The sequence below is a fragment of the Streptomyces olindensis genome, from assembly GCF_040645895.1.
GTDB lineage: Bacteria > Actinomycetota > Actinomycetes > Streptomycetales > Streptomycetaceae > Streptomyces > Streptomyces olindensis.
This window is the reverse complement of the sequence record NZ_JBEYZD010000001.1, coordinates 76536-101445: the sequence shown is the minus strand read 5'-3', so window position 1 is coordinate 101445 and position 24910 is coordinate 76536. Positions and strand designations below refer to the sequence as shown.

Here is a 24910-nt window from a genome sequence, read left to right as displayed (position 1 = left end):
CGCGCTCACCCCAGGAAACTCAGCCGCACCTTGCGATCCGGGTTGTCCCTGTTGGTGTCCACCAGGCACACCGACTGCCACGTCCCGAGCTCCAGGCGGCCGCCCAGCACCGGCAGGGTCGCGTGGGGCGGCACCAGGGCCGGCAGGACGTGGTCGCGGCCGTGGCCGGGGCTGCCGTGCCGGTGCTGCCAGCGGTCGTCGGCGGGCAGCAGCGTGTGCAGCGCGGCCAGCAGGTCGTCGTCGCTGCCGGCGCCGGTCTCCAGCACGGCGATCCCGGCCGTCGCGTGCGGCACGAAGACGTTGAGCAGGCCGTCGCGGCCGGCGGCCGCCTCGCGCAGGAAGGACTCGCAGTCGCCGGTGATGTCGACGACCCTCTCCGTGGAACCGGTGGTGACGTTCAGGACTCGGGTGGTGAAGGCATCTGACATGCCCTCCATCCTGACGCACCCGCCGGGTTCGACGGGGATGCGCCGGACCGTGTACGGACACCGAGTCCACTGGCCGAGACGCCCGTTGACCGTGTGCATGCCGGCTGGCTAGGTTCGGGCGCATGTTGCGTTCAGCCCTGCTCACCACGCGCGGTCACATCGACCTGCTGCGGGTGGCCTCCGCCGCGTGTCGCCGCGGCCGCTGACGCCCTTCCCCCGCTTCACCTCTTTCGCCTTCTCTTCCTCGCCCCCGTCGCGCCTGCCCGCTGATCGGTCCTGATCCGGCCCTCGGCGCGGCGCCGGCGAGGCGTGGAGGTGTGCCCTCACCCCGGCCCTCGCTCTTCTCCCGTGGAGCCCCCATGAGCATCAGTCATGCGCCGCCCACTTCCTCCCCACCCGACATGTCGCCCGTGTCGGGCGCGGATCTCGACCTCCAGCCCCTGGTGCCCGCCTCCTCCCGCCGCGCCCGCGTCCCCCGCTGGCTGCGCCGTACCACCGGCCCGGTCCTGCTGCTGGCACTGTGGCAACTCCTCAGCAGCACCGGGGCGTTGCCCCCGGACGTGCTGGCCTCGCCCGGCCGGATCGCCCGGGTCGCCGGGGACATGGTGGCCGACGGCTCGCTGCCCGCGGCCATGGGCACCTCATTGCAGCGGGTCGCCGCCGGACTGCTGCTGGGCCTCGTCGTGGGGACGGGACTCGCCCTGGTCTCCGGGCTGTTCCGGATCGGCGAGGACCTCGTCGACGCGCCCGTGCAGATGCTGCGGACCGTGCCGTTCGTGGGTCTCATCCCCCTGTTCATCATCTGGTTCGGCATCGGCGAGGCCCCCAAGGTCGCCATCATCACGCTCGGCGTGACCTTCCCGCTCTACCTCAACGTCTACGCCGGGATCCGGGGCGTGGACGCCCAGTTGATCGAGGCCGGGGAGTCCCTCGGGTTGTCGCGGTGGGGGCTCGTGCGGCACGTCGTGCTGCCGGGTGCCCTGCCCGGCGCGATGACCGGCCTGCGCTACTCGCTCGGCATCGCCTGGCTCGCGCTGGTCTTCGCCGAGCAGGTCAACGCCGACTCCGGCATCGGGTTCCTCATGGTGCAGGCCCGGGACTTCCTGCGGACCGACGTGATCGTGGTCTGCCTGGTCGTCTACGCCTTCCTCGGCCTGCTCGCCGACTTCATCGTCCGCTCTCTCGAAAAGGTGCTGCTGCAATGGCGACCGACGTTCACCGGCCGGTGACCCCCCAGGCGGTCCATGTCCAGGGGCTGACCCGCTCCTTCGACGGCCGGGCCGTCATCGACGACCTGCGACTGGACGTACGGCCGGGCGAGTTCGTGGCCCTGCTCGGCCGCAGCGGCTGCGGCAAGTCGACGCTGCTGCGGATCCTCGCCGGTCTCGACCGCGACATCGAGGGCACCGTGCTGGTGCCGCGCCGCAAGGCCGTCGCCTTCCAGGCCCCGCGGCTGATGCCGTGGAAGAAGGTGTGGCGCAACGTCCTGCTGGGCCTGCCCGGCAAGCCCGATCGCGGCGTCGCCGAGCGGGCCCTGGACGAGGTCGGCCTCGGCCACCGCTCGGACGCCTGGCCCAAGACCCTCTCCGGCGGCGAGGCCCAGCGCGCCTCGCTGGCCCGCGCGCTGGTGCGCGAGCCCGATCTGCTGCTGCTCGACGAGCCGTTCGGCGCGCTCGACGCGCTCACCCGCATCAAGGCCCAGCGGCTCGTGGGCGAGCTGTGGCAGCGCCGGGGCTGCGCGGTGCTCCTCGTCACCCATGACGTGGAGGAGGCCGTGCTGCTCGCCGACCGCGTCCTGGTGATGGACGGCGGTGTCATCGCCCACGAGCAGCGCGTCGACCTGGACCGCCCCCGCGACATCACCGACCCGAGCTTCGCCGCCCTGCGCGCCGGACTCCTCGAACGCCTGGGCGTCGAGGCCACGGCCGCCGAAGCCGCCTGACCTCCCCCCTGACGACCCTCGAACTCACGACCCACACGAACGGAACCGCCATGCGACGACGCCTCGTCCCCGCCGCCCTGCTCCTCCCCCTCGCCCTGCTGCTCACCGCCTGCGGCGGGAACTCGGCCGCCAGTACGCCGGACGGCGGCACCGACGGCCAAGGCCCGGTGACGATCGAGGTCGGTGACCAGAAGGGCGGTTCGGAGGCCATCCTGCGGGCCGCCGGGGAACTGAAGAACCTGGACTACAAGATCAAGTGGTCGACGTTCACCTCGGGGCCGCCCCTGCTGGAGGCCGTCAACGCCGGCGCCGTCGACATCGGAGGCGTCGGCAACACCCCGCCGGTCTTCGCGGCCGGGGCGGGTTCGAAGATCAAGGTCGTGGCCGCCTGGCACGGCACGTCCAAGGGCGACACCATCCTCGTCCCGAACGACTCGACCCTGAAGAGCCCCGGGCAGCTCAGGGGCAGGTCGGTCGCCGTCGCGCAGGGCTCCTCCGCGCACTTCCAGCTGGTCGCGTCCCTGAAGAAGGCCGGGCTGAGCCTGAGCGACGTCAAGGTCAAGTACCTCCAGCCGGCCGATGCGCTGGCGGCGTTCACCTCCGGCAAGGTCGACGCGTGGGCGGTGTGGGACCCGTACACCTCGCAGGTGCTCAAGGCCGGGCAGGGCCGCGTCCTGACCGACGGCGACGGCGTGACCAACGGGCTCACCTTCCAGGTCGCCGCCCCGGCCGCGCTGAAGGACGCCAAGAAGGCCGCGGCCGTCAAGGACTACCTGGAGCGGCTGCGGCGCGCCTACACCTGGGTGTACGACCACGAGGAGGAGTGGGCCGAGGTCTGGGCGAAGGACACCGGGCTCCCCGAGGACGTGGCGCTGGCGGCGGTCAAGCGCACCTACACGACCCGGATAGCGGTCGCCGTCGACAAGCCGCTGATCGCCTCCGAGCAGGAGATCGCCGACACGTTCACGGCGCTGAAGCTCATCCCCCGCAAGGTCGACTTCGCCGAGTTCACCGACACCCGGTTCAACGGCGACCTGCCGCCGTCGACCTCTGCGGCACGGCCTTCGGAGGGTTCGTAGAGCGGGAAGATCCACGACCGTCGCGCGGTTGGTAGAAGTGTGAACAACACACGCGAGGTCGAGGTAGTCGTCATAGGCGCTGGTCAGGCCGGTCTGGTCAGCGCCTATCACCTGCGGCGATCCGGTTTCGAGCCGGACCGCGACTTCGTCGTGCTGGACCACTCCCCCGGTCCGGGCGGCGCGTGGCAGTTCCGCTGGCCGTCGCTGACCTACGGCAAGGTGCACGGGATGCACGCGCTGCCGGGGATGGAGCTGACGGACGCGGACCCGGCGCGGCCGTCCGCCGAGGTGATCGGCGGGTACTTCGACCGGTACGAGCGGACCTTCGGCCTGCGGGTGCGGCGGCCCGTCGACGTCCGGGCCGTGCGCGAGGGGACCGGCGGGCGGCTGCTGGTGGAGACCTCGGACGGGGTGTGGTCGACGCGGGCGCTGATCAACGCGACCGGCACCTGGGACCGGCCGTTCTGGCCGCGCTATCCGGGCCAGGAGACGTTCCGGGGGCGGCAGTTGCACACCGCGCAGTACCCCGGGCCCGAGGAGTTCGCCGGGCAGCGGGTCGTGGTGGTGGGCGGCGGCGCCTCGGGCACCCAGCACCTGCTGGAGATCGCCCCGTACGCCGCGGCCACCACATGGGTGACACGGCGTCCGCCCGTCTTCCGGGAAGGCCCGTTCGACGAGGACGCGGGCCGGGCGGCCGTCGCGCTCGTCGAGGAGCGGGTGCGGCAGGGACTGCCGCCCCGCAGCGTGGTCTCGGTGACGGGGCTGCCGCTGAACGACGCGATCCGGCAGGGCATCGAGGACGGCGTGCTGGACCGGCAGCCGATGTTCGACCGGATCACCCCGGACGGGGTCGCATGGCACGACGGCCGGCACGTCGACGCCGACGTCATCCTGTGGGCCACCGGGTTCCGGGCCGCCATCGACCACCTGGCTCCGCTGCGGCTGCGCGGGCCGGGCGGCGGCATCCGCCTGGAGGGCACGCACGCGGCCGCCGATCCCCGCGTCCACCTCGTCGGCTACGGCCCCTCGGCCAGCACGATCGGGGCGAACCGTGCGGGCCGGGCGGCCGTCCGTGACATCAGGCGGTTGCTGGACCGGGAACCGGCCGCGGCGTAGAGCACCGCCCGCGCCCCTCAGGAGCGCTCGGCCGTGCTCTTCCGATGGGCGTTGAACTCCGCCACGTTGCGGGTGTGTTCGCGGTAGTCCGCGGTGAAGCGGGTGTCGCCCGGCTTGACGGTGACGAAGTACAGCCAGTCGCCCGGGGGCGGGTTGACGGCGGCGCGCATCGCCTCCTCGCCGGGGTTGTCGATGGGCGTGGGCGGGAGTCCCATGCGCTGGTACGAGTTGTAGGGGCTGTCGATGCGCGTGTCGCTCGCCGTGGTGCGGAGCGTGGCGCGGTTCAGGGCGTAGTTGAGGGTGGAGTCCATCTGCAGCGGCATGCCGCGCTCCAGGCGGTTGAAGATCACCCGGGCCACCCTGCCCATGTCGGCGGGGGTGTCCGCCTCCGCCTGGACGATGCTCGCGATGGTGACCGCCTGGTAGACGTTCATGGCGTTGCGCTGCGCCCCCGCGGCGATGGGGGCGCCGTTGAACTTCTCGTTCGCGGTGTCGACCATCAGGGCCAGGAGCTTCTCCGGCGTGGCCTTCTCCTGGAGCGGATAGGTCGCCGGGAAGAGGTAGCCCTCGGGGTTGCCCTCGGCGTCGTTCGGCAGTTTCAGCATGGCCTTCGCGAGGGCCTTCTTCGTGCTGCCGGCGGGCAGGGCGAGGGCCTTGTCGACGGCGGCGTAGACCTGGCTCGCGCGCCAGCCCTCGGGGATCACCAGGGTCGTGGGCCGGCTGTCCTCCTCGGGCGCCAGCGTCAGCAGCGGCACCGCCACGGCGGTGCCGACCACGACGGCTCCGGTCGCGACGAGGGCGATACGGCCGCGGCGCGTCAGTCGAATCGTGCTCCGTGGCGGAGTGTTGTTCTGCATGCGGGCACGGTAACCCGCATATCGTCATAAACCCGGCATATTTTCATCTTGTCGGTTCCAGTTGCGCGTCCCGGCGTACGAGCGCCGCGTACCGGCCGTCCCGCTCCAGCAGTTCCTCGTGCGTGCCGCGTTCGACCGCCCGCCCCGCGTCGAGGACCACGATCTGGTCGGCGCCGCGCACGGTGGAGAGCCGGTGGGCGATGGTGATCGTGGTGCGGTTCGCCGACAGCGCGTCGATGGCGTCCTGGACCGCGGCCTCGGTGCGGGTGTCCAGCGCGCTGGTGGCCTCGTCGAGGATGAGGACCGGCGGGTCGCGCAGGATCGTGCGGGCGATGGCCAGGCGCTGCTTCTCGCCGCCGGAGAAGCGGTGGCCGCGCTCGCCGACGACGGTGTCGTAGCCGTCGGGCAGGGACGCGATGTGGTCGTGGATCTGCGCCGCCTTCGCCGCCTGGTACAGCTCCTCGTCGGTGGCGTCGGGCTTGGCGAAGCGCAGGTTGTCGGCGACGGAGGCGTGGAAGAGGTACGTCTCCTGCGAGACGACACCGATCGCGCGGGCCAGGGTGTCGAAGTCGAGGTCGCGGACGTCGACCCCGTCGAGGGTGACGCGGCCGCCGGTGACGTCGTAGAGCCGGGGCACCAGGTAGCCGAGCGTGGACTTGCCGGCGCCGGTGGGGCCGACGACGGCGAGGCTGCCGCCGGCCGGGACGGTGAGGTCGACGGCGTCGAGCACGGGGCCGCCCTCGCTGTCGTAGTCGAAGGAGACGTCCTCGAAGCGGACCTCGCCCCTGACCTGTTCGAGGCGGACGGGGTCCGGGCGCTCGGTGATGTCGACCGGCAGGTCGAGGTACTCGAAGATGCGCTGGAACAGGGCGAGCGAGGTCTGGATCTGCACACCGGTCGACAGCAGGCTGACGGCCGGGCGGAACAGGCCCTGCTGGAGCGAGACGAAGGCGACGATCGTGCCGATGGAGACCTCGGGCCCGCCCAGTTGGAGGGCCATGCCGGCGGTCCAGTAGATGACGGCGGGCAGGGCGGCCATGACGATCGTGATGACGGCCATGCGCCACCGGCCGGCCATGTTGGACCGCACCTCCAGGTCGACCAGTTCCTCGGACTCGTCGGCGAAGGACTTCGTCAGCGAGTCGGAGCGGCCCATCGTGCGGCCGAGCAGGATGCCGCTGACGGAGAGCGACTCGGTGACCGTGGCGGCCATGGCGGCCATCTGCTTCTGGCGCTGGGTGGTGATCTTCCGCCGTTCGTTGCCGACGCGGCGGCTGATCCACACGAACACCGGCAGCAACAGCAGGGAGACGACGGTCAGGCGCCAGTCGAGGGCCAGCATCGCGACGATCGTGGCGACCACGCTGGTGACGTTGGAGACCAGGGAGGTCGCGGTGGAGGTGACGGTGGCCTGCATGCCGCCGATGTCGTTGGCGATACGGGACTGGACCTCGCCCGTGCGCGTGCGCGTGAAGAACGCGAGGGACATGCGCTGGAGCCGGCCGTAGACGGCCGTGCGCAGGTCGTGCATGACGCGCTGGCCGACCGTCGTGGAGATGAGCGTCTGCAGGACGCCGAAGACGCTGGTGAGGACCGCGCTGAGGATCATGCCGAGGGCGAGCAGGCTGAGCAGGCCCGTGCGCCCCTCGGGGATCGCGACGTCGAGGATCTCCTTCAGCAGGAAGGGCGTGGCGACCGAGACCAGCGAGGAGGCGCCGACCAGCAGGCCGACGATGGCGAGGCGGCCCCGGTAGGGGCGGAAGAGCCGGAGGATGCGGCGGACCTGCCGGGGCTGTTCCTTCGCGCCGGCGGGCGGGGTCCAGGGGGATTCGTGGTCGGGGTGCATGGGCTCCTTCGCGGGGGTGCGGCGGGTCGGATCGCAGCTCATTGTTACCTATACTCACAATGAACTGCATCCTGATATTGTTCCCGCATGACCGCCCCCGATACCGACGGCCTGCTCGCCGAGCAGTTGCTCCGGCTCACCCGCCGGGTGCAGCGCATCCAGAAGCGCCATCTGGAGCAACGCGAGCTGGGCATCACGCCGGCCCAGTCCCGGCTGCTGCGCACCCTGGCGCACTGGGGCTCGCCGCCGCGCATGGCGGATCTGGCCGAGCGCCTCGAGGTGGTGCCCCGGGCCGTGACGACCCTGGTCGACGCCCTGGAGGCGAGCGGCAAGGTGCGGCGGGTACCGGATCCGGCGAACCGGCGCGTGATCCGCATCGAGCTCACGGACGACGGCCGGGGCGCGCTGCGCGAGCTGCGGGCGGCGCGCAGGTCGGCCGCGGAGGAGATCCTCGCGCCGCTGACGGAGGATCAGCGCGAGGCGCTCGGGGGGCTGCTGGACACCTTGATCGACGGGACGCCGGTGCGTTCCTGCTGACGTCCCGGGGACGCACGACGGGCCGCGGCCGCCGCTCCCTGTGATGGAGCGGCGGCCGCGGCCCGTTCGTTTTCGGTCAACCGACTTCGGGAGCGGGCTCCTTGGGCTTCTGGGCGGGGATGCCCGGCGCCGGGGTCTCGGCCATGGTCGGCTCGACCGCCGGAGTGTCGTCGCCGTCGCCGTCCTGGGACGGGTCCGTCTCCTCGCCGTCGAGCGTCTTCTTCGCCCGGGCGATGTCCAGCGCCCCCTCCCAGCGGGACACGGCGAAGACGGCCACGCAGTTGCCCAGCAGGTTCGTGACGACCCGCATCGAGTCCATGATGCGGTCCACGCCGAGGAGCAGGGCGACGGCGCCGGCCGGAATGGCGCCCAGGGACGAGGCCGTCGCGGCCAGGGCGAGGAACGCCGAGCCGGGGATGCCCGCCATGCCCTTGCTGGTCAGCATCAGCACCAGCACCACGGTGACCTGCTGCCCCAGGGTCAGGTCGACGCCCACCGCCTGGGCGATGAACAGGGTGCCGATGGACAGGTAGAGCGAGGCGCCGTCGAGGTTGAACGAGTAGCCGGTGGGCAGCACCAGGCCCACGGCGTCGTCGCGGGCGCCCGCCCGGCGCAGCTTCTGCATCACGCGCGGCATGACGGACTCAGTGGAGGCGGTGCCGAGCGCGAGCAGCATCTCCTCGCGGATGTAGCGCAGGAACTTCCACAGGCTGAGCCCGGTCACCAACCGCAGCGCGACGGCGAGCAGCGCGATGAACAGCGCGGCCGCGACGTAGCAGAGCACGATGAGCTTGGCGTACGTCTTCATCACGCCCAGCCCGTAGTTGCCGACGAGGTGGGCCATGGCGCCGAAGACCGCGAGCGGGGCGAGGCGCATGACGAAGCCGACGACCGCGAAGATGATCTCCTGGGCCTGCTCGATCGCGGGCAGGACCTTCGGCACCTTGGTGTGCCCGAGGTGGAGCAGGGCCGCGCCCACCAGGCAGGCCAGGATGAGCACCTGGAGCAGCTCGTTGTCGGCGAAGGCGCCGATGAAGCTCTGCGGCAGGGCGTTCAGGACGAACTCGGTCGTCGAGGGCAGATGGCCGCCGCCCGTGGTCTCGTTCACCGCGGAGGCGTCGAGCGACGAGGGGTCGACGTTCATGCCCTTGCCGGGGCCGACGACGTTGGCGGCGACGAGGCCGATGACCAGGGCGGCCGTGGAGGCGACCTCGAACCAGATCAGGGCCTTGACCCCGATCCGGCCGAACGCCTTCAGGTCACCGGCCTTGGCGATGCCGACGACGACCACGCAGAACACCAGCGGCGAGATCACCGTCTTGATGAGCCGGGTGAAACCGTCGCCGAGCGGCTGGAGAGCCGTGGCCGTCTCCGGCCACAGCTTCCCGACGACGATTCCGAGGACGAGCGCGCACAGGACCTGCGCGAACAGTGAGGTACGCAGCGTGCGTGCGACGCGTCGCGGCAGGGACGGTACGGAGGGTGGCACGGGGCCTCCTTGGGGGACGGACTACACAGAAGCCGGAGGGGACTTCTGCGATACGGAAAGCGGCTTCCGTGACCGATCACTCTGGAGGCTGTCTTGATCGCGCACAAGACCGCAAGGTTTCAGCCATGTAAAAGCGACCTAAGTGACGCATGTCACATGCGTCACACGGGTCGCCTCAACAACGGTTGCGGTCCGCCGTGAGCACCCCCTGCACGGTGGTCAGCGTGCGGTCGTGGCAGCCGTGCGAGCCGTACAGCCGGTACCGCTCGCTGCTGGTGCCGACCGCGTGCCGCTGGTCGCGCGGGACGTTGGCCGTGTAGGTGGCGTCGCCCGTGTAGGTGTCGTCGAGGCGCGACCAGGCCGTGCGCCGGCCGTCGCGCAGGACGACGGTGGTGGCGCGGTCGCCGAGGGTCAGGACCGTGCGCAGCCGGTCGCCCGCGCCGAGGGTGGTCGTGCCGTCCATCGTGTAGGTGCGGTGCGTGCGGGTGCTGCGGCCGTCGACGGTCACCGACTCGTCGTCGGTCCAGGTGGCCTTCAGTCCGTCGCGCGTCTCGCCGTCGGTCCAGTGGTGCTCCGAGGTGTGGCCGAGGGAACGGCTGACGGTGGTGGTGACCCGGCCGTGCGAGGTGTCGACGTATCCGGCGACGGTCAGCCGGTGGGCGCCCTCGGTCGCCACCCGGTGCTCGGAACCCGGAGTGTATACGGAGGAGTTGGCCAGGTCGCCGGCCTTGTGGACCGTGAGTGCGCCGGTGACCCGGTCGCGCCGTTCGTCCTGCCAGACCAGGACGTTCACGGGCGTGCTCCAGCCGGTCTGCCCCTCGGGCACGCCGACGACCGAGACCTCGACGCGGTGCGGGCGGCCGTCGTTGAGGAGGCCGGCGAAGGGGGTGAGGTCGTAGGTGATCGGCTTGATGTCGAAGGCGCGGGGGCCCGGGATCACGTACCAGAGGAACGGGTTGGACCAGCCGCCGGTCCACACCGTCGGGAACGGCGTGGCGATGCCCGCGAGGCGGCCGTCCACGCGGATCTGCACCTCGCGGTAGGGACCCTGACCGGCCTTGCAGGAGTACGGCGCCGGGTCGGGCACCGTCATGTACCAGTACTCCTCACAGCCGCCGCCGGAGCCGGTGGCGTACACCTCGGCGACGATGCGTTCGCTGTTGCGCGGGGCGGTGAGGGCCGAGTCGCCGTCGAGGGTGAGGACCCGGTCGGGGCTTCCGCCGTCGGGGCGGCCCTGATGGAACGTCAGCGTGACCGTGACGTCGAGGACGCCCGTGTAGGTGTCGTCGACGACGTTCCCGATGAGCATCTCGACGTCCCGGCTCTCGCGGAAGGTGTCGCTGTAGCGCGTGACGTCCTTCTCCACGGACCACTCGATGCCGTCGGGCGAGGGCTGCGGCGTCGAGGTGCGAAAGACCTCCACCCCGCCGACGTGGAGGTAGCCGAGCCGGTCGTACTGGCGGCCCTTGACCTTGCCGTCGAGCCGCAGCACCACCTTGCTCCAGCGGTCACCGCAGCCGTCGGGCGGGGTGTACGTGCCGCGGTAGGGGGTGAAGTCGCGGAACTGCGCCCGGGCGAGGGTGACTCGGCAGGACTTCCCGGACGGCCGCTCGACGGGCGGGGCCGCCGTGACCGGGTCGTGCCAGTCGGTGCCGAACTCTGCGGGGACGTCGGCCGCGTGGGCGGAACCGGTGCCGAGGAGGGTGCTCGCCAGGAGGGTCGCTCCGGCAAGCATGGACATGACGATCCGTCTCTTCATGGGCGGTGTTCTACGGGGAGTCCGCCGCCCGCGCAATGAGCACCGGCCCGCCTGGGCAGCCTCTTCCCACCCGTGTCGGCCGGTTCCCGTCGGTGGACGGAAAACCTGTTGCCTCCGACCACGTGGCGACGCGAACCTGTCACGGTTTGTTGCCTTCGGCCCTCACCCCCATCCCCCTGACACGAGCCACTGGGACGTCATGCAGATTCAAGACCTTCCGTACCCCGACCCGGGCGTGCCGGACGCGCGATCGGGTCCCCGATTCCTGTGGTGGCTCTTCCGCAACCAACTGGGCGGGCAGCTCAAGTCGCTGGCCTGGGGGCTGCTGCACTTCGCCTCCGTCGCCGCGCTGCCGTTCTGCGTCGGTGTCGCCGTGCAGGCCGTCGTCGACCGCTCCGGTGAGCGCCTCGCCCTGGCGGGCGGCCTGCTGGCGCTGGCCTGCGCCGGCAACGCGGTCGGCGACACCTTCCTGCACCGCACCGCCGTCACCAACTGGATCACGGCCGCCGCCCGCGTCCAGCAGCTCCTCGCCCGCAAGGCCGCCCAGTTGGGCTCGGCACTGACCCGGCGGGTCGCGGCCGGGGAGGTCGTGGCCGTCTCCACGGGTGACGTCGAGAAGATCGGCTGGTTCGTGGAGGCCCTGTCCCGGTTCACCGCGGCCGTGGTGACCGTCGTGCTGGTCTGCACCGGCCTGCTCGTCTACCAGCCCGCGCTCGGCGTGGTCGTCGCCGTGGGCCTGCCCGTGCTGGCGCTCGCCGTGCTGCCCCTGCTGCCCCGCGCCACCCGGCGCGCCGACGTCCAGCGCGAGAAGGCCGGACGGGCCACCGAACTCGCGTCGGACACCGTCGCGGGGCTGCGCGTGCTGCGCGGCATCGGCGGCGAGGAACTCTTCCTCGACCGCTACCGGCGCGCCTCCCAGGAGGTCCGGCACGCGGCCGTGCGCAGCGCCCGGATGTGGTCCACGATCACCGCGATCCAGGTCCTGCTGCCCGGACTGCTGCTCATCGCGGTCGTCTGGTACGGCGTGCACCTGGCGCGCCAGGGCCGGATCACCGTCGGCGAACTGGTCACCGTCTACAGCTCGGTGATGGTCCTGACCTACCCGCTGCGGCACTTCGAGGAGATCGCCATGGCGTACTCCTTCTCCCGGCCCTCCGCCAAGCGGGCCGCGGGCGTGCTGTCGCTGGAGCGGGCCACGGACACCGCGGGATCGCGCGCGGCCGGTGTCCCGTCCGGTGACCTGTACGACCCGGCGTCCGGGCTGCTCGCGCCGGCCGGCCGGCTGACCGCCGTGGTGTGCGGCGACCCGGACGCGGCGGGCCGGCTGGCCGAACGGCTGGGCGGGCACCCGTCGCAGGAGGGCACCTCGGTGCTGCTGGGCGGCGTGCCGCTCGACGAACTCCCGCTGGACAGTGCCCGTACGGCCGTCCTCGTCCAGGACAAGGACCCCGTGCTGCTCTCGGGCACGCTGCGCGAACTGCTCGACGTGCCCGCGTCGGGGGAGGTCGAGCCACGCCGGGCCCTGGCCGCCGCGCAGTGCGACGACGTGCTGGCCGCGCTGGTGCAGGGGTCGGTGGACGCGACCGACCCCATGGACGCCCGGATCACCGAACGCGGCCGGTCCCTGTCCGGCGGTCAGCGGCAGCGGCTCGCGCTCGCCCGGTCGCTGATCACCGACCCGGAGGTGCTCGTGCTGGACGAGCCGACCTCCGCCGTCGACTCGCACACCGAGGCCCGGATCGCCCAGGGTGTGCGGGAGTTGCGCGCCGGGCGCACGACCGTGGTGTTCACCTCCTCCCCACTGCTGCTGGACCGTTCCGACCGGGTCGTGTTCCTGCACGAGGGCGAGGTCGTCGCGGTCGGCGCCCACCGGGAGCTGGTGCACTCCGAGCCCCGCTACCGGGCGGTGGTCACGCGCGAGACGGACGACGAGGCCGCGCTGAACGGCTCCGTCAACCTGGACGACGTACTGCACGAACTGGAAGAGATCGAGGAGAAGGCATGATCGGCGTAGCGCCACCGGCGTACGACCCGGCGGCCCCGACCACGGCGAGCACCCTGCCCGTGGGGGCTCCCGCGACCGTCCGCGCCTACGTGGCCGAACTGCTGCGCCGGCACCGCCGGGCGTTCCTGCTGCTGGTCGCCGTCAACACGGTCGCCGTCGTCGCCTCGATGGCCGGCCCGTGGCTGCTGGGCGGACTGGTGGAGCGGGTGTCCGACGGAGCGCGGGACCTGCGGCTGGAGCTGACCGCGGGGCTGTTCGTGGCCGCGCTGGCCGTCCAGGCCCTGTTCGTCCGTCAGGTGCGGCTGCGCGGGGCGATGCTGGGCGAGCGGATGCTGGCCGACCTGCGCGAGGACTTCCTCGTCCGGTCGGTCGGGCTGCCGCCCGGCGTGCTGGAGCGGGCCGGGACCGGCGACCTGCTGTCCCGGATCACCACGGACATCGACCGGCTGGGCAACGCGATGCGCGAGGCCGTGCCGCAGCTGTCCATCGGCGTGGTGTGGGTGGTCCTGCTGATGGGCGGGCTGGTCGTCACGGCGCCGCCGCTGGCGCTCGCCGTGCTGCTCGCCCTGCCGCTGCTGATCGTCGGCTGCCGCTGGTACTTCCGGCGGGCTCCCTCGGCCTACCGCTCGGAGTCCGCCGGGTACGCCGCCGTGGCCGCCGCGCTCGCCGAGACGGTGGACGCCGGGCGCACGGTCGAGGCCCACCGCCTCTCCGACCGCCGCATCGCGCTGTCGGAGCGCCGCATCCGGGAGTGGACCGCCTGGGAGCGGTACACGCTCTGGCTGCGGTCGGTGCTCTTCCCGGTCATCAACACCACCCATGTGACGGTGCTCGCCTCGGTCCTGATGATCGGCGGTGTATTCGCCCTGCACGGGTGGATCGACGTCGGTCAGCTCACGACCGGCGCGCTGATCGCCCAGATGCTCGTCGACCCGGTGGGCATGATCCTGCGCTGGTACGACGAGCTGCAGGTGGCGCAGGTGTCACTGGCCCGGCTCGTCGGGGTCCGGGACATCGAGCCGGACCGGGGTGACGCCGAGCTGGCCCCCGACGGGCGCCACGTGCACGCCGACCGGGTGCACTTCGGCTATCTGGAAGGCGTGGACGTCCTGCGCAAGGTGTCCCTGGAGGTCGCGCCCGGCACCCGGCTGGCCCTGGTCGGCCCCTCGGGCGCGGGCAAGTCCACGCTGGGCCGGCTGCTCGCCGGGATCTACGCGCCCCGGGACGGCCGGATCACCCTGGGCGACGCCGAGCTGTCCCGGATGCCCGCGGAGCGCGTCCGCGAGCACGTGGCCCTGGTCAACCAGGAGCACCACGTCTTCGTGGGCTCCCTGCGCGACAACCTCCTGCTCGCCCGGACGGATGCCGGGGACGCCGAGCTGTGGGCGGCGCTGGGCGCGGTCGACGCGGACGGCTGGGCCCGCGCCCTCGACGACGGCCTGGACACCGAGGTCGGCTCGGGCGGTCTCGCGCTCACCCCGGCGCAGGCGCAGCAGATCGCGCTGGCCCGCCTGGTGCTCGCCGACCCGCACACGCTCGTCCTGGACGAGGCGACGTCCCTGCTCGACCCGCGTGCCGCCCGCCACCTGGAGCGCTCCCTGGCCCGGGTCCTGGACGGCCGCACCGTCGTCGCCATCGCCCACCGCCTGCACACCGCGCACGACGCGGACGTCATCGCCGTGGTCGAGAACGGCCGGATCAGCGAGCTGGGCAGCCACCAGGAGCTGGTCGCGGCGGACGGGGCGTACGCGGCGCTGTGGAGGTCGTGGCACGGCTGAGAGGCCGGCCGGGGCGGCTCCGGCGGCGGGCCGGTGCGGAGCCGCCCCCGGGCGTGGGCGCGGGGAGCCCTTGCCCGGTGGGAGCCTGGCGTCGTCGCGCCTGCGCCGCGCCCGGGCCGGAGCGGCGCGCGGACAGCGCGTGGCCGCGCGCGTCCCTGTCGTGGCGTTGCGCGGTGGTGAGGCTCGGTGGAAGGCTGGAGTCAGGCACCGGCTCGGGGAACGCCCGGAAACCACGAGGTTCGGCGACGGGCGGCGCCAGTGCTCCGTGCGGCGGCGGCCCGGCGCGGGTCCCGGTGAGACGGGCCCGTCCCCACCCCCTGGAGGTACCCGTGAACAGCTCCGACGGCTGGGGCGACGACGTCTACCAGCCGGACCAAGACGAGCAGAGGGAGGACACGGGGCTGCTCGACGCCGAGGACACCCTGGAGTACGACGGCGTCGACGATCCCCTGGACCGGGGCTGGTCCCCTCCCGAGCGGCCCTGGGCCGTCGAGCACCGCGGTGTGACGGCGGCCGAGCGCCTGCGGGGCGAGACCCTGGACCAGCGGCTCTCCGAGGAGCTGCCGGATCCCGTCGCGTCCGACGGCGACGGCCTCGGGGACTGCCAGGGCACGGACGGGGAACTCCTGGACAACGAGGTGGGCGCCGCCCGCTCCGGCCGCCTGGTGGCGCCCGACGAGGGCACGCACGAGGACGAGGAGCCCGCGCTGGTCGCCATGGACGTGGGCATCGACGGCGCGGCCGCGTCGGCCGAGGAGGCCGCCGTGCACATCGTCGACGAGGACACCCTGCCCGGCTGACACCACCGGTTGATCGCAGAACCGACCCGAGCCGTCCGAGGAGCATCCATGCAGCAGGACAAGCACCCCGACTACCACCCCGTCGTCTTCCGCGACCGCGCCGCCGGTTACGCCTTCTTGACCCGGTCGACCGCGACCAGCGACCAGACCATCGAATGGGACGACGGCGAGACCTACCCGGTGGTGGACGTGGAGATCTCCTCGGAGAGCCACCCCTTCTACACGGGCAAGGCCCGCACGGTGGACTCGGAGGGCCGGGTCGCGGCGTTCGAGCGGCGCTACGGCAGCGGCTGAGCCCTGTCGCCGGGATCCCGCCCGGCGCTCAGATCACGTTGAGCGCCGCCGCGCAGCCCACCCCGCCGAGCAGCATGAACGCCGGCATCAGCACCTTGAGCTCGACCCAGCTGCCCGCCCGGAACCGCAGGGCCTTCGGCGGCCCGACCGGGTACCAGCGCTTCCGCCCGACCGGGATGGGCCACAGGATCGGGCAGCCGGAGACGGTCAGCGCGTCCCCGATGTCGTGCACGATCGCGCCCAGTACGACCGGCAGCCCCAGCCACAGGTACTCCTGGCCCGGCGCCGTGAACAGCCAGTCCGCGCCGTTGCCCGGCTGGTCCAGCATGCCGGCGAGGATCCACGACGTGGTCGCGGCCAGCAGCCAGACCAGGACGTCGGCGCTGGAGCCGCGGGTCGCCCGCCACAGCAGGCCCTCGATGGCCAGGACCATGTGTACGAAGAGGATCGCGAGCACGCCCCAGCGGTCGCTGGTGATCGCCACGACCGAGGTGCCCGCGCCGATCAGGACCGCCCACAGCCAGGTGTGCGTGAGCGTGCGGTGCCCGCCGGAGCGGCGCGGGTCGCCCTGCTTCTTCGTGGCCTTGTAGACGGCGTACGACAGCTTGTCCACGATCTCGCACAGCCAGCGCGACAGCGGACCGAAGGCCCGGGAGATGGTGGCCGCCTTGTGGTCGAGGTCCGGGGCAAGGGCGGCTCCGGCGCAGATCAGGGCGCCGACGAGGAGGACCGGCCAGGGCATCGGGTGCCCGGCGGCGGCCGCGGCCGCACCGACGCCGAGCCAGGCGGCGGCGCCCGACAGTGAGTGTGCTGGTCCCATCATGGCCGTTGCCCGCCCCATTCCTCGTGTGCCGCTGTCCAGTTGACCGGGTGCGCTGACGCGTCGTCGGCGCCCCAGCGTAGCGTTCGTGATCTTCGGGCCCGCAGCCGATTCCCGCATCGGGCACCGGGCCAGGCAAGATGGGGGCGTGACCCTCATCGATCAGCTGCCGCGGACCGCCGACCCCGACGCCCTGTACGAAGCCTTCGAGTCGTGGGCCGGCGAGCGGGGTCTCACGCTCTACCCCCACCAGGAGGAGGCGCTGATCGAGGTGGTCTCCGGCGCGAACGTGATCGTGTCGACGCCCACCGGCTCCGGCAAGAGCATGATCGCGGCGGGCGCGCACTTCGCGGCCCTGGCCCGCGACGAGGTCACCTTCTACACGGCTCCGATCAAGGCGCTGGTGTCGGAGAAGTTCTTCGAGCTGTGCAAGATCTTCGGCACGGAGAACGTGGGCATGCTCACCGGCGACGCGTCGGTCAACGCCGACGCCCCGGTCATCTGCTGCACCGCCGAGGTCCTCGCGTCGATCGCGCTGCGCGACGGCAAGGACGCGGACGTCGGCCAGGTCGTGATGGACGAGTTCCACTTCTACGCCGAGGGCGACCGCGGCTGGGCCTGGCAGATCCCGATCCTGGAGCTGCCGCAGGCGCAGTTCGTGCTGATGTCGGCGACGCTCGGTGACGTCTCCTTCTTCGAGAAGGACCTCACCCGCCGCACGGGCCGCCCGACGGCGGTGGTCCGCTCGGCGACCCGCCCGGTGCCGCTGTCCTACGAGTACCGGTACACGCCGCTCACGGAGACACTGACCGACCTGCTCCAGGCCCGGCAGGCGCCCGTCTACATCGTGCACTTCACGCAGGCGCAGGCCGTGGAGCGGGCGCAGGCGCTGATGAGCATCAACATGTGCTCCAAGGAGGAGAAGGAGCAGATCGCCGACCTGATCGGCAACTTCCGCTTCACCACCAAGTTCGGCCGCAACCTGTCCCGTTACGTCCGGCACGGCATCGGCGTCCACCACGCCGGCATGCTGCCCAAGTACCGCCGCCTGGTGGAGAAGCTCGCGCAGGCCGGTCTGCTGAAGGTCATCTGCGGCACGGACACGCTCGGCGTCGGCGTCAACGTCCCCATCCGCACGGTGCTGTTCACGGCCCTCACCAAGTACGACGGCACGCGCGTGCGCACCCTGCGGGCCCGGGAGTTCCACCAGATCGCGGGCCGTGCCGGCCGGGCCGGTTTCGACACGGAGGGCTTCGTCGTCGCGCAGGCCCCCGAGCACGTCGTGGAGAACGAGAAGGCCCTCGCCAAGGCCGGCGACGACCCCAAGAAGCGCCGCAAGGTCGTCCGCAAGAAGGCCCCGGAGGGGTTCGTCGCCTGGTCGGAGCAGACCTTCGAGAAGCTCATCGACTCCGAACCGGAGCCGTTGACCTCCCGGTTCCGGGTGACGCACACGATGCTGCTGTCGGTGATCGCCCGCCCCGGCAACGCCTTCGAGGCGATGCGCCGGCTGCTGGAGGACAACCACGAGCCGCGCAAGCAGCAGCTGCGGCACATCCGCCGGGCCATCGCCATCTACCGCTCGCTGCTGGACGGCGGCATCGTCGAGAAGCTCGACGAGCCCGACGCGACCGGCCGCATCGTCCGGCTCACGGTCGACCTCCAGCAGGACTTCGCGCTCAACCAGCCGCTGTCCACGTTCGCGCTGGCCGCGTTCGAGCTGCTCGACCCGGAGTCGCCGTCGTACGCGCTCGACATGGTGTCCGTCGTGGAGTCCACCCTGGACGACCCGCGGCAGATCCTCGCCGCCCAGCAGAACAAGGCGCGCGGCGAGGCCGTGGCCCAGATGAAGGCCGACGGCGTCGAGTACGAGGAGCGCATGGAGCGCCTCCAGGACATCACGTACCCGAAGCCCCTGGAGGAGCTGCTCTTCCACGCGTACAACACGTACCGCAAGAGCCACCCCTGGGTCGGCGACCACCCGCTGTCGCCGAAGTCGGTCATCCGGGACATGTACGAACGGGCGCTGTCCTTCACGGAGTTGGTGTCCCACTACGAGCTGGCCCGCACCGAGGGCATCGTGCTGCGCTATCTCGCCAGCGCCTACAAGGCCCTCGACCACACCGTCCCGGACGACCTGAAGTCCGAGGACCTCCAGGACCTGATCGAGTGGCTGGGCGAGATGGTGCGCCAGGTCGACTCCAGCCTGCTGGACGAGTGGGAGCAACTGGCCAACCCGGAGGAGATGACCGCCGAGGAGGCCCAGGAGAAGGCCGACGAGGTCAAGCCGGTCACGGCCAACGCGCGTGCCTTCCGCGTCCTGGTCCGCAACGCCATGTTCCGCCGCGTCGAACTGGCCGCCCTCGACCAGGTCGAGGAGCTGGGCGAGATGGACGCGGAGTCCGGCTGGGACGCCGACGCGTGGGGCGAGGCGATGGACAAGTACTGGGACGAGTACGACGACCTCGGCACCGGCCCCGACGCCCGCGGCCCCAAGCTGCTGCTCATCGAGCAGGAGCCGGAGAACGCCCTGTGGCGCGTCCGGCAGATCTTCCACGACCCGAACGGCGACCACGACTGGGGCATCAGCGCGGAGGTGGACCTCACCGCCTCCGACGCGGAGGGCCGTGCGGTCGTGCGCGTCACCGACGTCGGCCAGCTGTGACGGGCCGGGCCACAGCGAGCACAGGAGGATCCCAGCGATGACGACGAACCCGGCCGAGAGGCTCGTGGACCTGCTCGATCTGGAGCAGATCGAGGTCAACATCTTCCGCGGCCGCAGCCCGCAGGAGTCCCTGCAGCGGGTCTTCGGCGGGCAGGTGGCGGGCCAGGCCCTGGTCGCCGCCGGCCGCACCACGGAGGGCGACCGCCCGGTGCACTCGCTGCACGCGTACTTCCTGCGTCCGGGCATCCCGGGCGTGCCGATCGTCTACCAGGTCGAGCGCGTGCGCGACGGCCGGTCGTTCACGACCCGCCGGGTGACGGCCGTGCAGCAGGGCCGCACGATCTTCAACCTCACCGCTTCCTTCCACAAGCCGGAGGAGGGCAGCTTCGAGCACCAGCTGCCGCCGGCCCGCTACGTCCCGAACCCGGAGTCGCTCCCGACCGTCACGGACGAGATCCGGGAGCATCTGGGCGCCCTGCCCGAGCAGTTGGAGCGGATGGCCCGCCGCCAGCCCTTCGACATCCGCTACGTGGACCGGCTGCGCTGGAGCCCGGAGGACGTCGAGGACGCCGAGCCGCGCAGCGCCGTGTGGATGCGCGCGGTCGGGCCGCTCGGCGACGACCCGCTCGTCCACACCTGCGCCCTCACCTACGCCAGCGACATGACCCTGCTGGACGCCGTCCGCATCCCGGTCGAGCCGCTGTGGGGCCCGCGGGGCTTCGACATGGCGTCCCTGGACCACGCGATGTGGTTCCACCGCCCGTTCCGCGCGGACGACTGGCTGCTGTACGACCAGGAGTCGCCCATCGCGGTCGGCGGCCGTGGTCTGGCCCGGGGCAGGATCTACGACCGTGACGGCCGGCTGGTCGTGTCGGTCGTACAGGAGGGGCTCTTCCGGAAGCTCGGCTGACCCGGCCCTTCGGCACTGCGGCGGGCCGACGGGGTTTCCGGCGCGGCCCTCAGGCGGTGTCGGCGGGGTTCACTCCGCGGGCTGCTCTGCGGGCTGCTCCGCGGGCTGGAAGATCAGGTCCAGGTGGTGGGCGAGCACGCCGGTGGCCGATTCGGCACCGCGCTGGCCGACCAGGACGCTGGTGCCGAGTCCGGCGGACAGGGACAGCAGTCCGGCCGCCGCCGCACGGGGGTCCACGCCGGGCCGCAGCCGCCCCCGTTCCGCCGCCTGCCGGAGCAGTCCGGCCACGGTGTCCTCGGCACTGTCCGGGTCCTTGATGAACGGCTGGGCCGCGAGCGCCTCGTCGGTCACGGCCAGGACCGCGTACGAGGTGTACAGGTGGTGGAAGGTCCGGCTCTCGGCATCGACCGGCAGGGCCGCCGCCAGGAGTGCCTCGATCACCGCGCGCTCCCCCGGATCGGCCCCGGCGGCCGCCACCCGGGCGGCCACCCGTCGCGCGAACCGCTCGGTGAGATGTCGCAGCCCGAAGAGCAGCAGCTTCTCCTTGGACTCGAAGTAGTACTGCACCAGCCGGAGCGACACGCCCGCCTCCGCCGCCACGTCGCGCATCCCCACCGCGTGCAGACCCAGCCGCCCGGCGGCCCGGACGAGTGCCTCCGCGATCTCGGTGCGCCGCTCCGCATGGTCCACGCGTCTGGGCATCCGTCGTCTCTCCGCTCCGATCGGCAGTGCGCGGGCCCTCCGGCCCCTTGATGACTCCCCTTGGTTGAGCCCCTTTGATGATACAGCCGTACCATCATCGTGGTACGGTCGTACCACAAAGATGGACCGTTCCGGGAGGTAGCCGTGTCCCCGTCCGCAACAGCCCCCCGCCAGGCCGATGTCGGCCGCTTCGTCAGCGACGCCCGGCGCGACCAGTACTTCGCCGCCTGCGACGCGGTGTACGCGCTCGGCGCGCCCGCCTCCTGGGAGCAGGACGTGGAGACGTCCTTCGCGACCACGCACGTCTACCGCTACGACCCCGCCGACCCCGCCGCCCGCGACCGCACCCCCGTCGTGCTCGTGCACGGCGCGGGCAGCTGCTCCGCCATGTGGTACCCGAACACCGCCGACCTCAGCGGTGAGCGGCCCGTCTACGCGCTCGACACCCCGGGCGACCCCGGCCGCAGCGTCCAGCGCGCCCCCATCCACCAGCCCGAGCGGGCCGCCCAGTGGCTCGACGAGACCCTGGCCGCCCTCGGACTCGACCGGGTCCACCTCGTCGGCAGCTCCTACGGCGGCTGGCTCGTCCTGAATCAGGCGCACCGCAGGCCCGAGCGCCTCGCCTCGGTCACGCTGCTCGATCCGGGCGGCCTGGAGAAGGTGGGGCTGCGCTTCTTCGTCTGGATCTTCGCGAGCCTGTTCGCCACTTTCGCCCCCAAGGCGCTGCGGCCTCGCCTCGCGGCCTGGCTGGAGCAGCCGGTGCTCGTGGTGCCGGAACTGCGCGCCATGGTCAGGAGCGGAGTCCGCGCACACCGCATACGCCGCCCGGCGCCCCTGCCCTTGTCCGACGCCGAACTGGCGGGCATCACCACGCCGTTGTACCTGCTCATGGGCAGGCGCAGCCTGCTCGTACACCCCCAGCGGCAGCTGGAGCGCGTCCCGCGGCTCATCCCGGGCGCCCGGGCCGAGATCATGTCCGGCACCGGCCACGGGCCCCAGATCGACCATGCCGAGCGGAGCAACCGCTTGATGCTGGACTTCATGGACGGCGTGGAGCGCGGCGCGGCCGATGCGGTGAGGTGAGTGACCGTGGGGCGCTGGGGTGCTGGAGTGCTGGGGTGCTGAGGCGCTACGGCATTCTCCTCGTCCGGCGCGGCGATGATTTCCGGGGGCGGGCCGGGTCTATCGATGTGACGGCCGGCGAAGTCTGCCGGGGGAAAGATCGCCGGGGAAGATCGCCGCCCGTGCCCGCACCGCTCGCCCGCGCTCGAGGAGAACGCCATGACCGCCACCTACACCTTCGACGTCTTCTCCAGCCTCGACGGCTACGGCGCCGCCCGCGCCGACTGGACGGGCTACTGGGGCAAGCAGGGCCCCGAGCTGCTCGAACACCGCCTGGCCCTGTACGGCACGGAGCAGCGGATGGTCTTCGGGGCGAACACGTACCGGGCGTTCGCCGGCATGCTGGCGTCCAGCACCGAGGAGTCCGACGTGCGCGACCCCTGGGTGACCCGGATGCGGAACCTGCCGGCCACAGTGGTGTCGACGACGCTGGAAGGCCCCCTCGACTGGCCCGACGCGACCGTCGTGAGCGGTGACGCCGTCGACGTCGTCGCCCGGCTGAAGGACGAGTCCGACGTGCCGTTGCGCTCCCACGGCAGCCTGTCGATGAACCGGGCGCTGATGGCCGCCGGGCTGGTCGACCGCCTGCAGGTGACGCTCTTCCCCGTCATCACCGGCCGGACCGGCCTGGACCCGGTCTTCCAGGGTGCGGCCGACTTCGACCTGGAACTGGTGGAGAACCGGACGCTCGACGGTCACATCCAGGAGCTCGTCTACCGGCCCACCCTCCACTGACCCGTACGGAGGGGAAGAGGGCCGCGGATCGCGGGGGCCACTGTCAGTGGCGGGTGGCAGCATCGGTGGCATGACGGACACCACGGCATTCGACTGGCGTTCCTTCCTGCTCAAGTGGAGCGCGGAATGGGCGGATTCGCTGCCGGACGACGGCACGCGGAGCGAGGACGACGAGGCTGCGTGGCAGGCGCGCTGGCTGGGGTTCCCGGCCGCGTCCGAGGAGCGGATCGCTGCCATGGAAGAGCGCCTCGGCCGGCGGATGCCCCCGTCGTACCGGGAGTTCCTCAAGGTCAGCGACGGGTGGCGGCACGCGGGCGGCTTCGTATGGCTGCTGGCGGGGACGGAGGACGCCCGCTGGCATGACAACGCGTCGGGCCTCGCCGACCTGATGGAGGAGTACCTGGACGAGGACGCCGGGCCCGAGGAGCGGCGCGAGGCGGACCTCTGGCGGCGCGGGCTGCAGCTCGACGTCGAGTCCGACGTCACCCACGTCCTCATGGACCCCGAGGACGTGGACGAGGACGGCGAGTGGGCCGTGTACACCTGGGCGAGCTGGCGGGCCGAGCCACCCGAGCGGCACGCGAACTTCCTCGCGTTCATGCGGGACATGCACCGCGAGTTCCACAGCCTCGGCACGCACCGGAGCGACGGGGGGCCTGAGTTCGCCAACGACACGACGCGAAAGCTCGACGCCCAGGTCGCACAGGCCCGGCTGGAGGCCCTGCGCGGCGACTGGGAAGGGGCAGCGAGGGCGCTGGACGAGGCCAAGGAGTACGGCAGACCGCGGGCCGCCGGGCTGGGCGACCAGATACGCCGTCTGCTCGGCGAGACCTACATGGTGTACTTCGACGGGCTGGTGACGGACCCGCAGTACGCCCCCGAGCTGCTGCCGCCGCTGGTCGCCGAGCACGCGGCCCACTCGTACCGGGACGACTCCACGCTGCGCTTCCATCTGCGGGGCGCCGACGACGACTTGGTGTCCCTCGCCTACGCGACGCTGGACCAGGTGCGGAACGGCATGTACCGGTACGCGCCGGCCGGGCCGTTCGGGGAAGCGGTGGAGCGGGCGCGGGAGCTGGCCCGGTGGGGGGACTCGGACGGGGCGTGGCGGACACTGGTCGATGCCCTGCCCCTGTGGGAACCGCTGGGGCCGGACCACTTGGCGCCGATGGGATGGGTGGCCGACCCGGTGCTGGGGCCGCTGCTGACTCCGGAGCGGGGCCGGGATTTGCTGTCCACGCCGAGGGGCGGGCAGGAGGGTGCGGCACCGCGCCCGGTGGCCGGGCTCGACCCGGGCGATCTGGCGTGGCTCGCGGAGCCGGACCCGGGCCACAACCGCACGTCCTACCGGTTCGTCCTGGTGGAGGGGGTGGAGCCGGAGGAGCTGCCCGCACGCCTCGCCGACGGTGACGGCGCCGCGCTGGACGAACCCATGACCCTCTGGGAGGCACGCCGCAGATCGCTGCGGAACCGGCAGGAGTTCTCCTCCTTCGACGACAGGGCTCTCATGGCGGTGGGCCGGGCCGGCGCCGGCTGGAGCTTCGCCTTCGACGGCGATCCCGCCCCGTTCAGCCACCGGCGGTTCGTCTCCCCCGCCGCGGCGGCCGCCGGGGCGGGCACCCGCGCGGTGGTGGTGTGGAGCGGCCTGCGGCCACGGCACGGGGAGCCGTTCTTCCACCTGTCGGTGGCGCGAGACGGTGTCGAGCAGTACGCGTTCACGCACGCGGACGGAGAGACCCGGCGCACCGGGGAGATACCGCGGGCCCTGGATCCGGGCCGGTTCTTCGGCGACGCCCCGGAGGAGGGCGCCGAGGCGGAGCGGTCGCTGCTGGAAGCGGTGGCCGGGGAATTCGGTGTGTCGCTGCCGCGCCATGCCATCGTCCACGGGCGGCTGCACACGTTCACGACCCGTTCCTGGACACGCCCGCCGCAGGACGGCGAGACGTACTCGGTGATCCGGATCTGGTAGGCACCTTTTCCGACCCCCGCGCCTTCACCGAGGTGCTCGACGGCTCCGATCGCGCCCGTG

22 protein-coding genes are annotated in these 24910 nt (G+C 72.2%); 15 read left to right on the top strand and 7 right to left on the bottom strand.

Annotated elements, in window-relative coordinates; translation table 11 throughout:
- Positions 1-5: 5 nt before the first annotated feature.
- Entirely contained in the window at positions 6-428 is a 423-nt protein-coding gene (locus ABZ948_RS00505) for a secondary thiamine-phosphate synthase enzyme YjbQ (protein ID WP_037761876.1), read from the bottom strand.
- 122 nt (positions 429-550) lie between these two features.
- Here ABZ948_RS00505 and ABZ948_RS00500 point away from each other — a divergent pair, with 122 nt between their 5' ends.
- The 5 genes from ABZ948_RS00500 (at position 551) to ABZ948_RS00480 (ending at position 4565) form a co-directional block, all read left to right on the top strand.
- Positions 551-634 (top strand): putative leader peptide, encoded by an 84-nt coding sequence (locus tag ABZ948_RS00500; RefSeq protein ID WP_313884353.1) that lies wholly within the window; start codon positions 551-553, stop codon positions 632-634.
- Between the two features lie 153 nt (positions 635-787).
- Positions 788-1657, top strand: a complete 870-nt coding sequence (locus ABZ948_RS00495; protein WP_359755926.1) for an ABC transporter permease — start codon at positions 788-790, stop codon at positions 1655-1657.
- Entirely contained in the window at positions 1630-2370 is a 741-nt protein-coding gene (locus ABZ948_RS00490) for an ABC transporter ATP-binding protein (protein WP_359755924.1), read from the top strand. Before ABZ948_RS00495 ends, ABZ948_RS00490 begins: the two co-directional genes overlap by 28 nt.
- 50 nt (positions 2371-2420) lie before the next feature.
- Positions 2421-3449 carry an ABC transporter substrate-binding protein gene (locus ABZ948_RS00485; RefSeq protein ID WP_359755923.1) on the top strand — a complete coding sequence of 343 codons (1029 nt, stop codon included), beginning with the start codon at positions 2421-2423 and terminating at the stop codon, positions 3447-3449.
- Between the two features lie 39 nt (positions 3450-3488).
- Positions 3489-4565, top strand: a complete 1077-nt coding sequence (locus ABZ948_RS00480) for an NAD(P)-binding domain-containing protein (protein WP_359755921.1) — start codon at positions 3489-3491, stop codon at positions 4563-4565.
- A gap of 17 nt (positions 4566-4582) precedes the next feature.
- On the opposite strand, the gene mltG is transcribed toward ABZ948_RS00480, so the two are convergent.
- Both mltG and ABZ948_RS00470 read right to left on the bottom strand, forming a co-directional pair.
- Positions 4583-5422 carry an endolytic transglycosylase MltG gene (gene mltG / locus ABZ948_RS00475; RefSeq protein WP_359755919.1) on the bottom strand — a complete coding sequence of 280 codons (840 nt, stop codon included), beginning with the start codon at positions 5420-5422 and terminating at the stop codon, positions 4583-4585.
- A gap of 43 nt (positions 5423-5465) precedes the next feature.
- Positions 5466-7268, bottom strand: coding sequence for an ABC transporter ATP-binding protein (locus ABZ948_RS00470; RefSeq protein WP_359755917.1), 1803 nt, complete (start codon positions 7266-7268; stop codon positions 5466-5468).
- An 87-nt stretch (positions 7269-7355) separates the two neighbouring features.
- Between ABZ948_RS00470 and ABZ948_RS00465 the strand changes: the two genes are divergently transcribed.
- Positions 7356-7805, top strand: coding sequence for a MarR family winged helix-turn-helix transcriptional regulator (locus ABZ948_RS00465; protein ID WP_359755916.1), 450 nt, complete (start codon positions 7356-7358; stop codon positions 7803-7805).
- A gap of 76 nt (positions 7806-7881) precedes the next feature.
- Here the strand turns inward: ABZ948_RS00465 and ABZ948_RS00460 are convergent, their stop codons facing one another.
- Together ABZ948_RS00460 and ABZ948_RS00455 are read right to left on the bottom strand one after the other, a co-directional pair.
- Entirely contained in the window at positions 7882-9294 is a 1413-nt protein-coding gene (locus ABZ948_RS00460) for a cation:dicarboxylate symporter family transporter (RefSeq protein ID WP_359755915.1), read from the bottom strand.
- A 175-nt stretch (positions 9295-9469) separates the two neighbouring features.
- Positions 9470-11053 (bottom strand): peptide-N4-asparagine amidase, encoded by a 1584-nt coding sequence (locus ABZ948_RS00455; RefSeq protein WP_359755913.1) that lies wholly within the window; start codon positions 11051-11053, stop codon positions 9470-9472.
- A 199-nt stretch (positions 11054-11252) separates the two neighbouring features.
- Between ABZ948_RS00455 and ABZ948_RS00450 the strand changes: the two genes are divergently transcribed.
- The 4 genes from ABZ948_RS00450 (at position 11253) to ABZ948_RS00435 (ending at position 15930) form a co-directional block, all read left to right on the top strand.
- Positions 11253-13058, top strand: coding sequence for an ABC transporter transmembrane domain-containing protein (locus tag ABZ948_RS00450; protein WP_359755912.1), 1806 nt, complete (start codon positions 11253-11255; stop codon positions 13056-13058).
- A complete protein-coding gene (locus ABZ948_RS00445) occupies positions 13055-14836 on the top strand; it encodes an ABC transporter ATP-binding protein (RefSeq protein ID WP_359755910.1) in 1782 nt (593 codons plus the stop codon). Before ABZ948_RS00450 ends, ABZ948_RS00445 begins: the two co-directional genes overlap by 4 nt.
- Before the next feature lie 329 nt (positions 14837-15165).
- Positions 15166-15636 carry a DUF5709 domain-containing protein gene (locus ABZ948_RS00440; protein WP_359755908.1) on the top strand — a complete coding sequence of 157 codons (471 nt, stop codon included), beginning with the start codon at positions 15166-15168 and terminating at the stop codon, positions 15634-15636.
- A gap of 48 nt (positions 15637-15684) precedes the next feature.
- Positions 15685-15930 (top strand): type B 50S ribosomal protein L31, encoded by a 246-nt coding sequence (locus ABZ948_RS00435; protein WP_031114907.1) that lies wholly within the window; start codon positions 15685-15687, stop codon positions 15928-15930.
- 28 nt (positions 15931-15958) lie between these two features.
- Here ABZ948_RS00435 and ABZ948_RS00430 read toward each other — a convergent pair whose 3' ends face one another.
- Positions 15959-16753 (bottom strand): metal-dependent hydrolase, encoded by a 795-nt coding sequence (locus ABZ948_RS00430; protein WP_359755907.1) that lies wholly within the window; start codon positions 16751-16753, stop codon positions 15959-15961.
- A 145-nt stretch (positions 16754-16898) separates the two neighbouring features.
- Between ABZ948_RS00430 and ABZ948_RS00425 the strand changes: the two genes are divergently transcribed.
- Both ABZ948_RS00425 and ABZ948_RS00420 read left to right on the top strand, forming a co-directional pair.
- Positions 16899-19412, top strand: coding sequence for a DEAD/DEAH box helicase (locus ABZ948_RS00425; RefSeq protein ID WP_359755906.1), 2514 nt, complete (start codon positions 16899-16901; stop codon positions 19410-19412).
- A gap of 37 nt (positions 19413-19449) precedes the next feature.
- On the top strand, positions 19450-20322 hold the full coding sequence (locus tag ABZ948_RS00420) for an acyl-CoA thioesterase (RefSeq protein ID WP_359755904.1): 873 nt from the start codon (positions 19450-19452) through the stop codon (positions 20320-20322).
- Positions 20323-20391: 69 nt separating this feature from the next.
- On the opposite strand, the gene ABZ948_RS00415 is transcribed toward ABZ948_RS00420, so the two are convergent.
- A complete protein-coding gene (locus ABZ948_RS00415; protein ID WP_359755903.1) occupies positions 20392-21024 on the bottom strand; it encodes a TetR/AcrR family transcriptional regulator in 633 nt (210 codons plus the stop codon).
- A 144-nt stretch (positions 21025-21168) separates the two neighbouring features.
- Between ABZ948_RS00415 and ABZ948_RS00410 the strand changes: the two genes are divergently transcribed.
- The 3 genes from ABZ948_RS00410 (at position 21169) to ABZ948_RS00400 (ending at position 24850) form a co-directional block, all read left to right on the top strand.
- On the top strand, positions 21169-22107 hold the full coding sequence (locus tag ABZ948_RS00410; RefSeq protein WP_359755902.1) for an alpha/beta fold hydrolase: 939 nt from the start codon (positions 21169-21171) through the stop codon (positions 22105-22107).
- A 198-nt stretch (positions 22108-22305) separates the two neighbouring features.
- Positions 22306-22881, top strand: a complete 576-nt coding sequence (locus ABZ948_RS00405) for a dihydrofolate reductase family protein (protein WP_359755900.1) — start codon at positions 22306-22308, stop codon at positions 22879-22881.
- 70 nt (positions 22882-22951) lie between these two features.
- Positions 22952-24850 carry an SMI1/KNR4 family protein gene (locus ABZ948_RS00400; RefSeq protein ID WP_359755898.1) on the top strand — a complete coding sequence of 633 codons (1899 nt, stop codon included), beginning with the start codon at positions 22952-22954 and terminating at the stop codon, positions 24848-24850.
- Positions 24851-24910 lie beyond the last annotated feature (60 nt).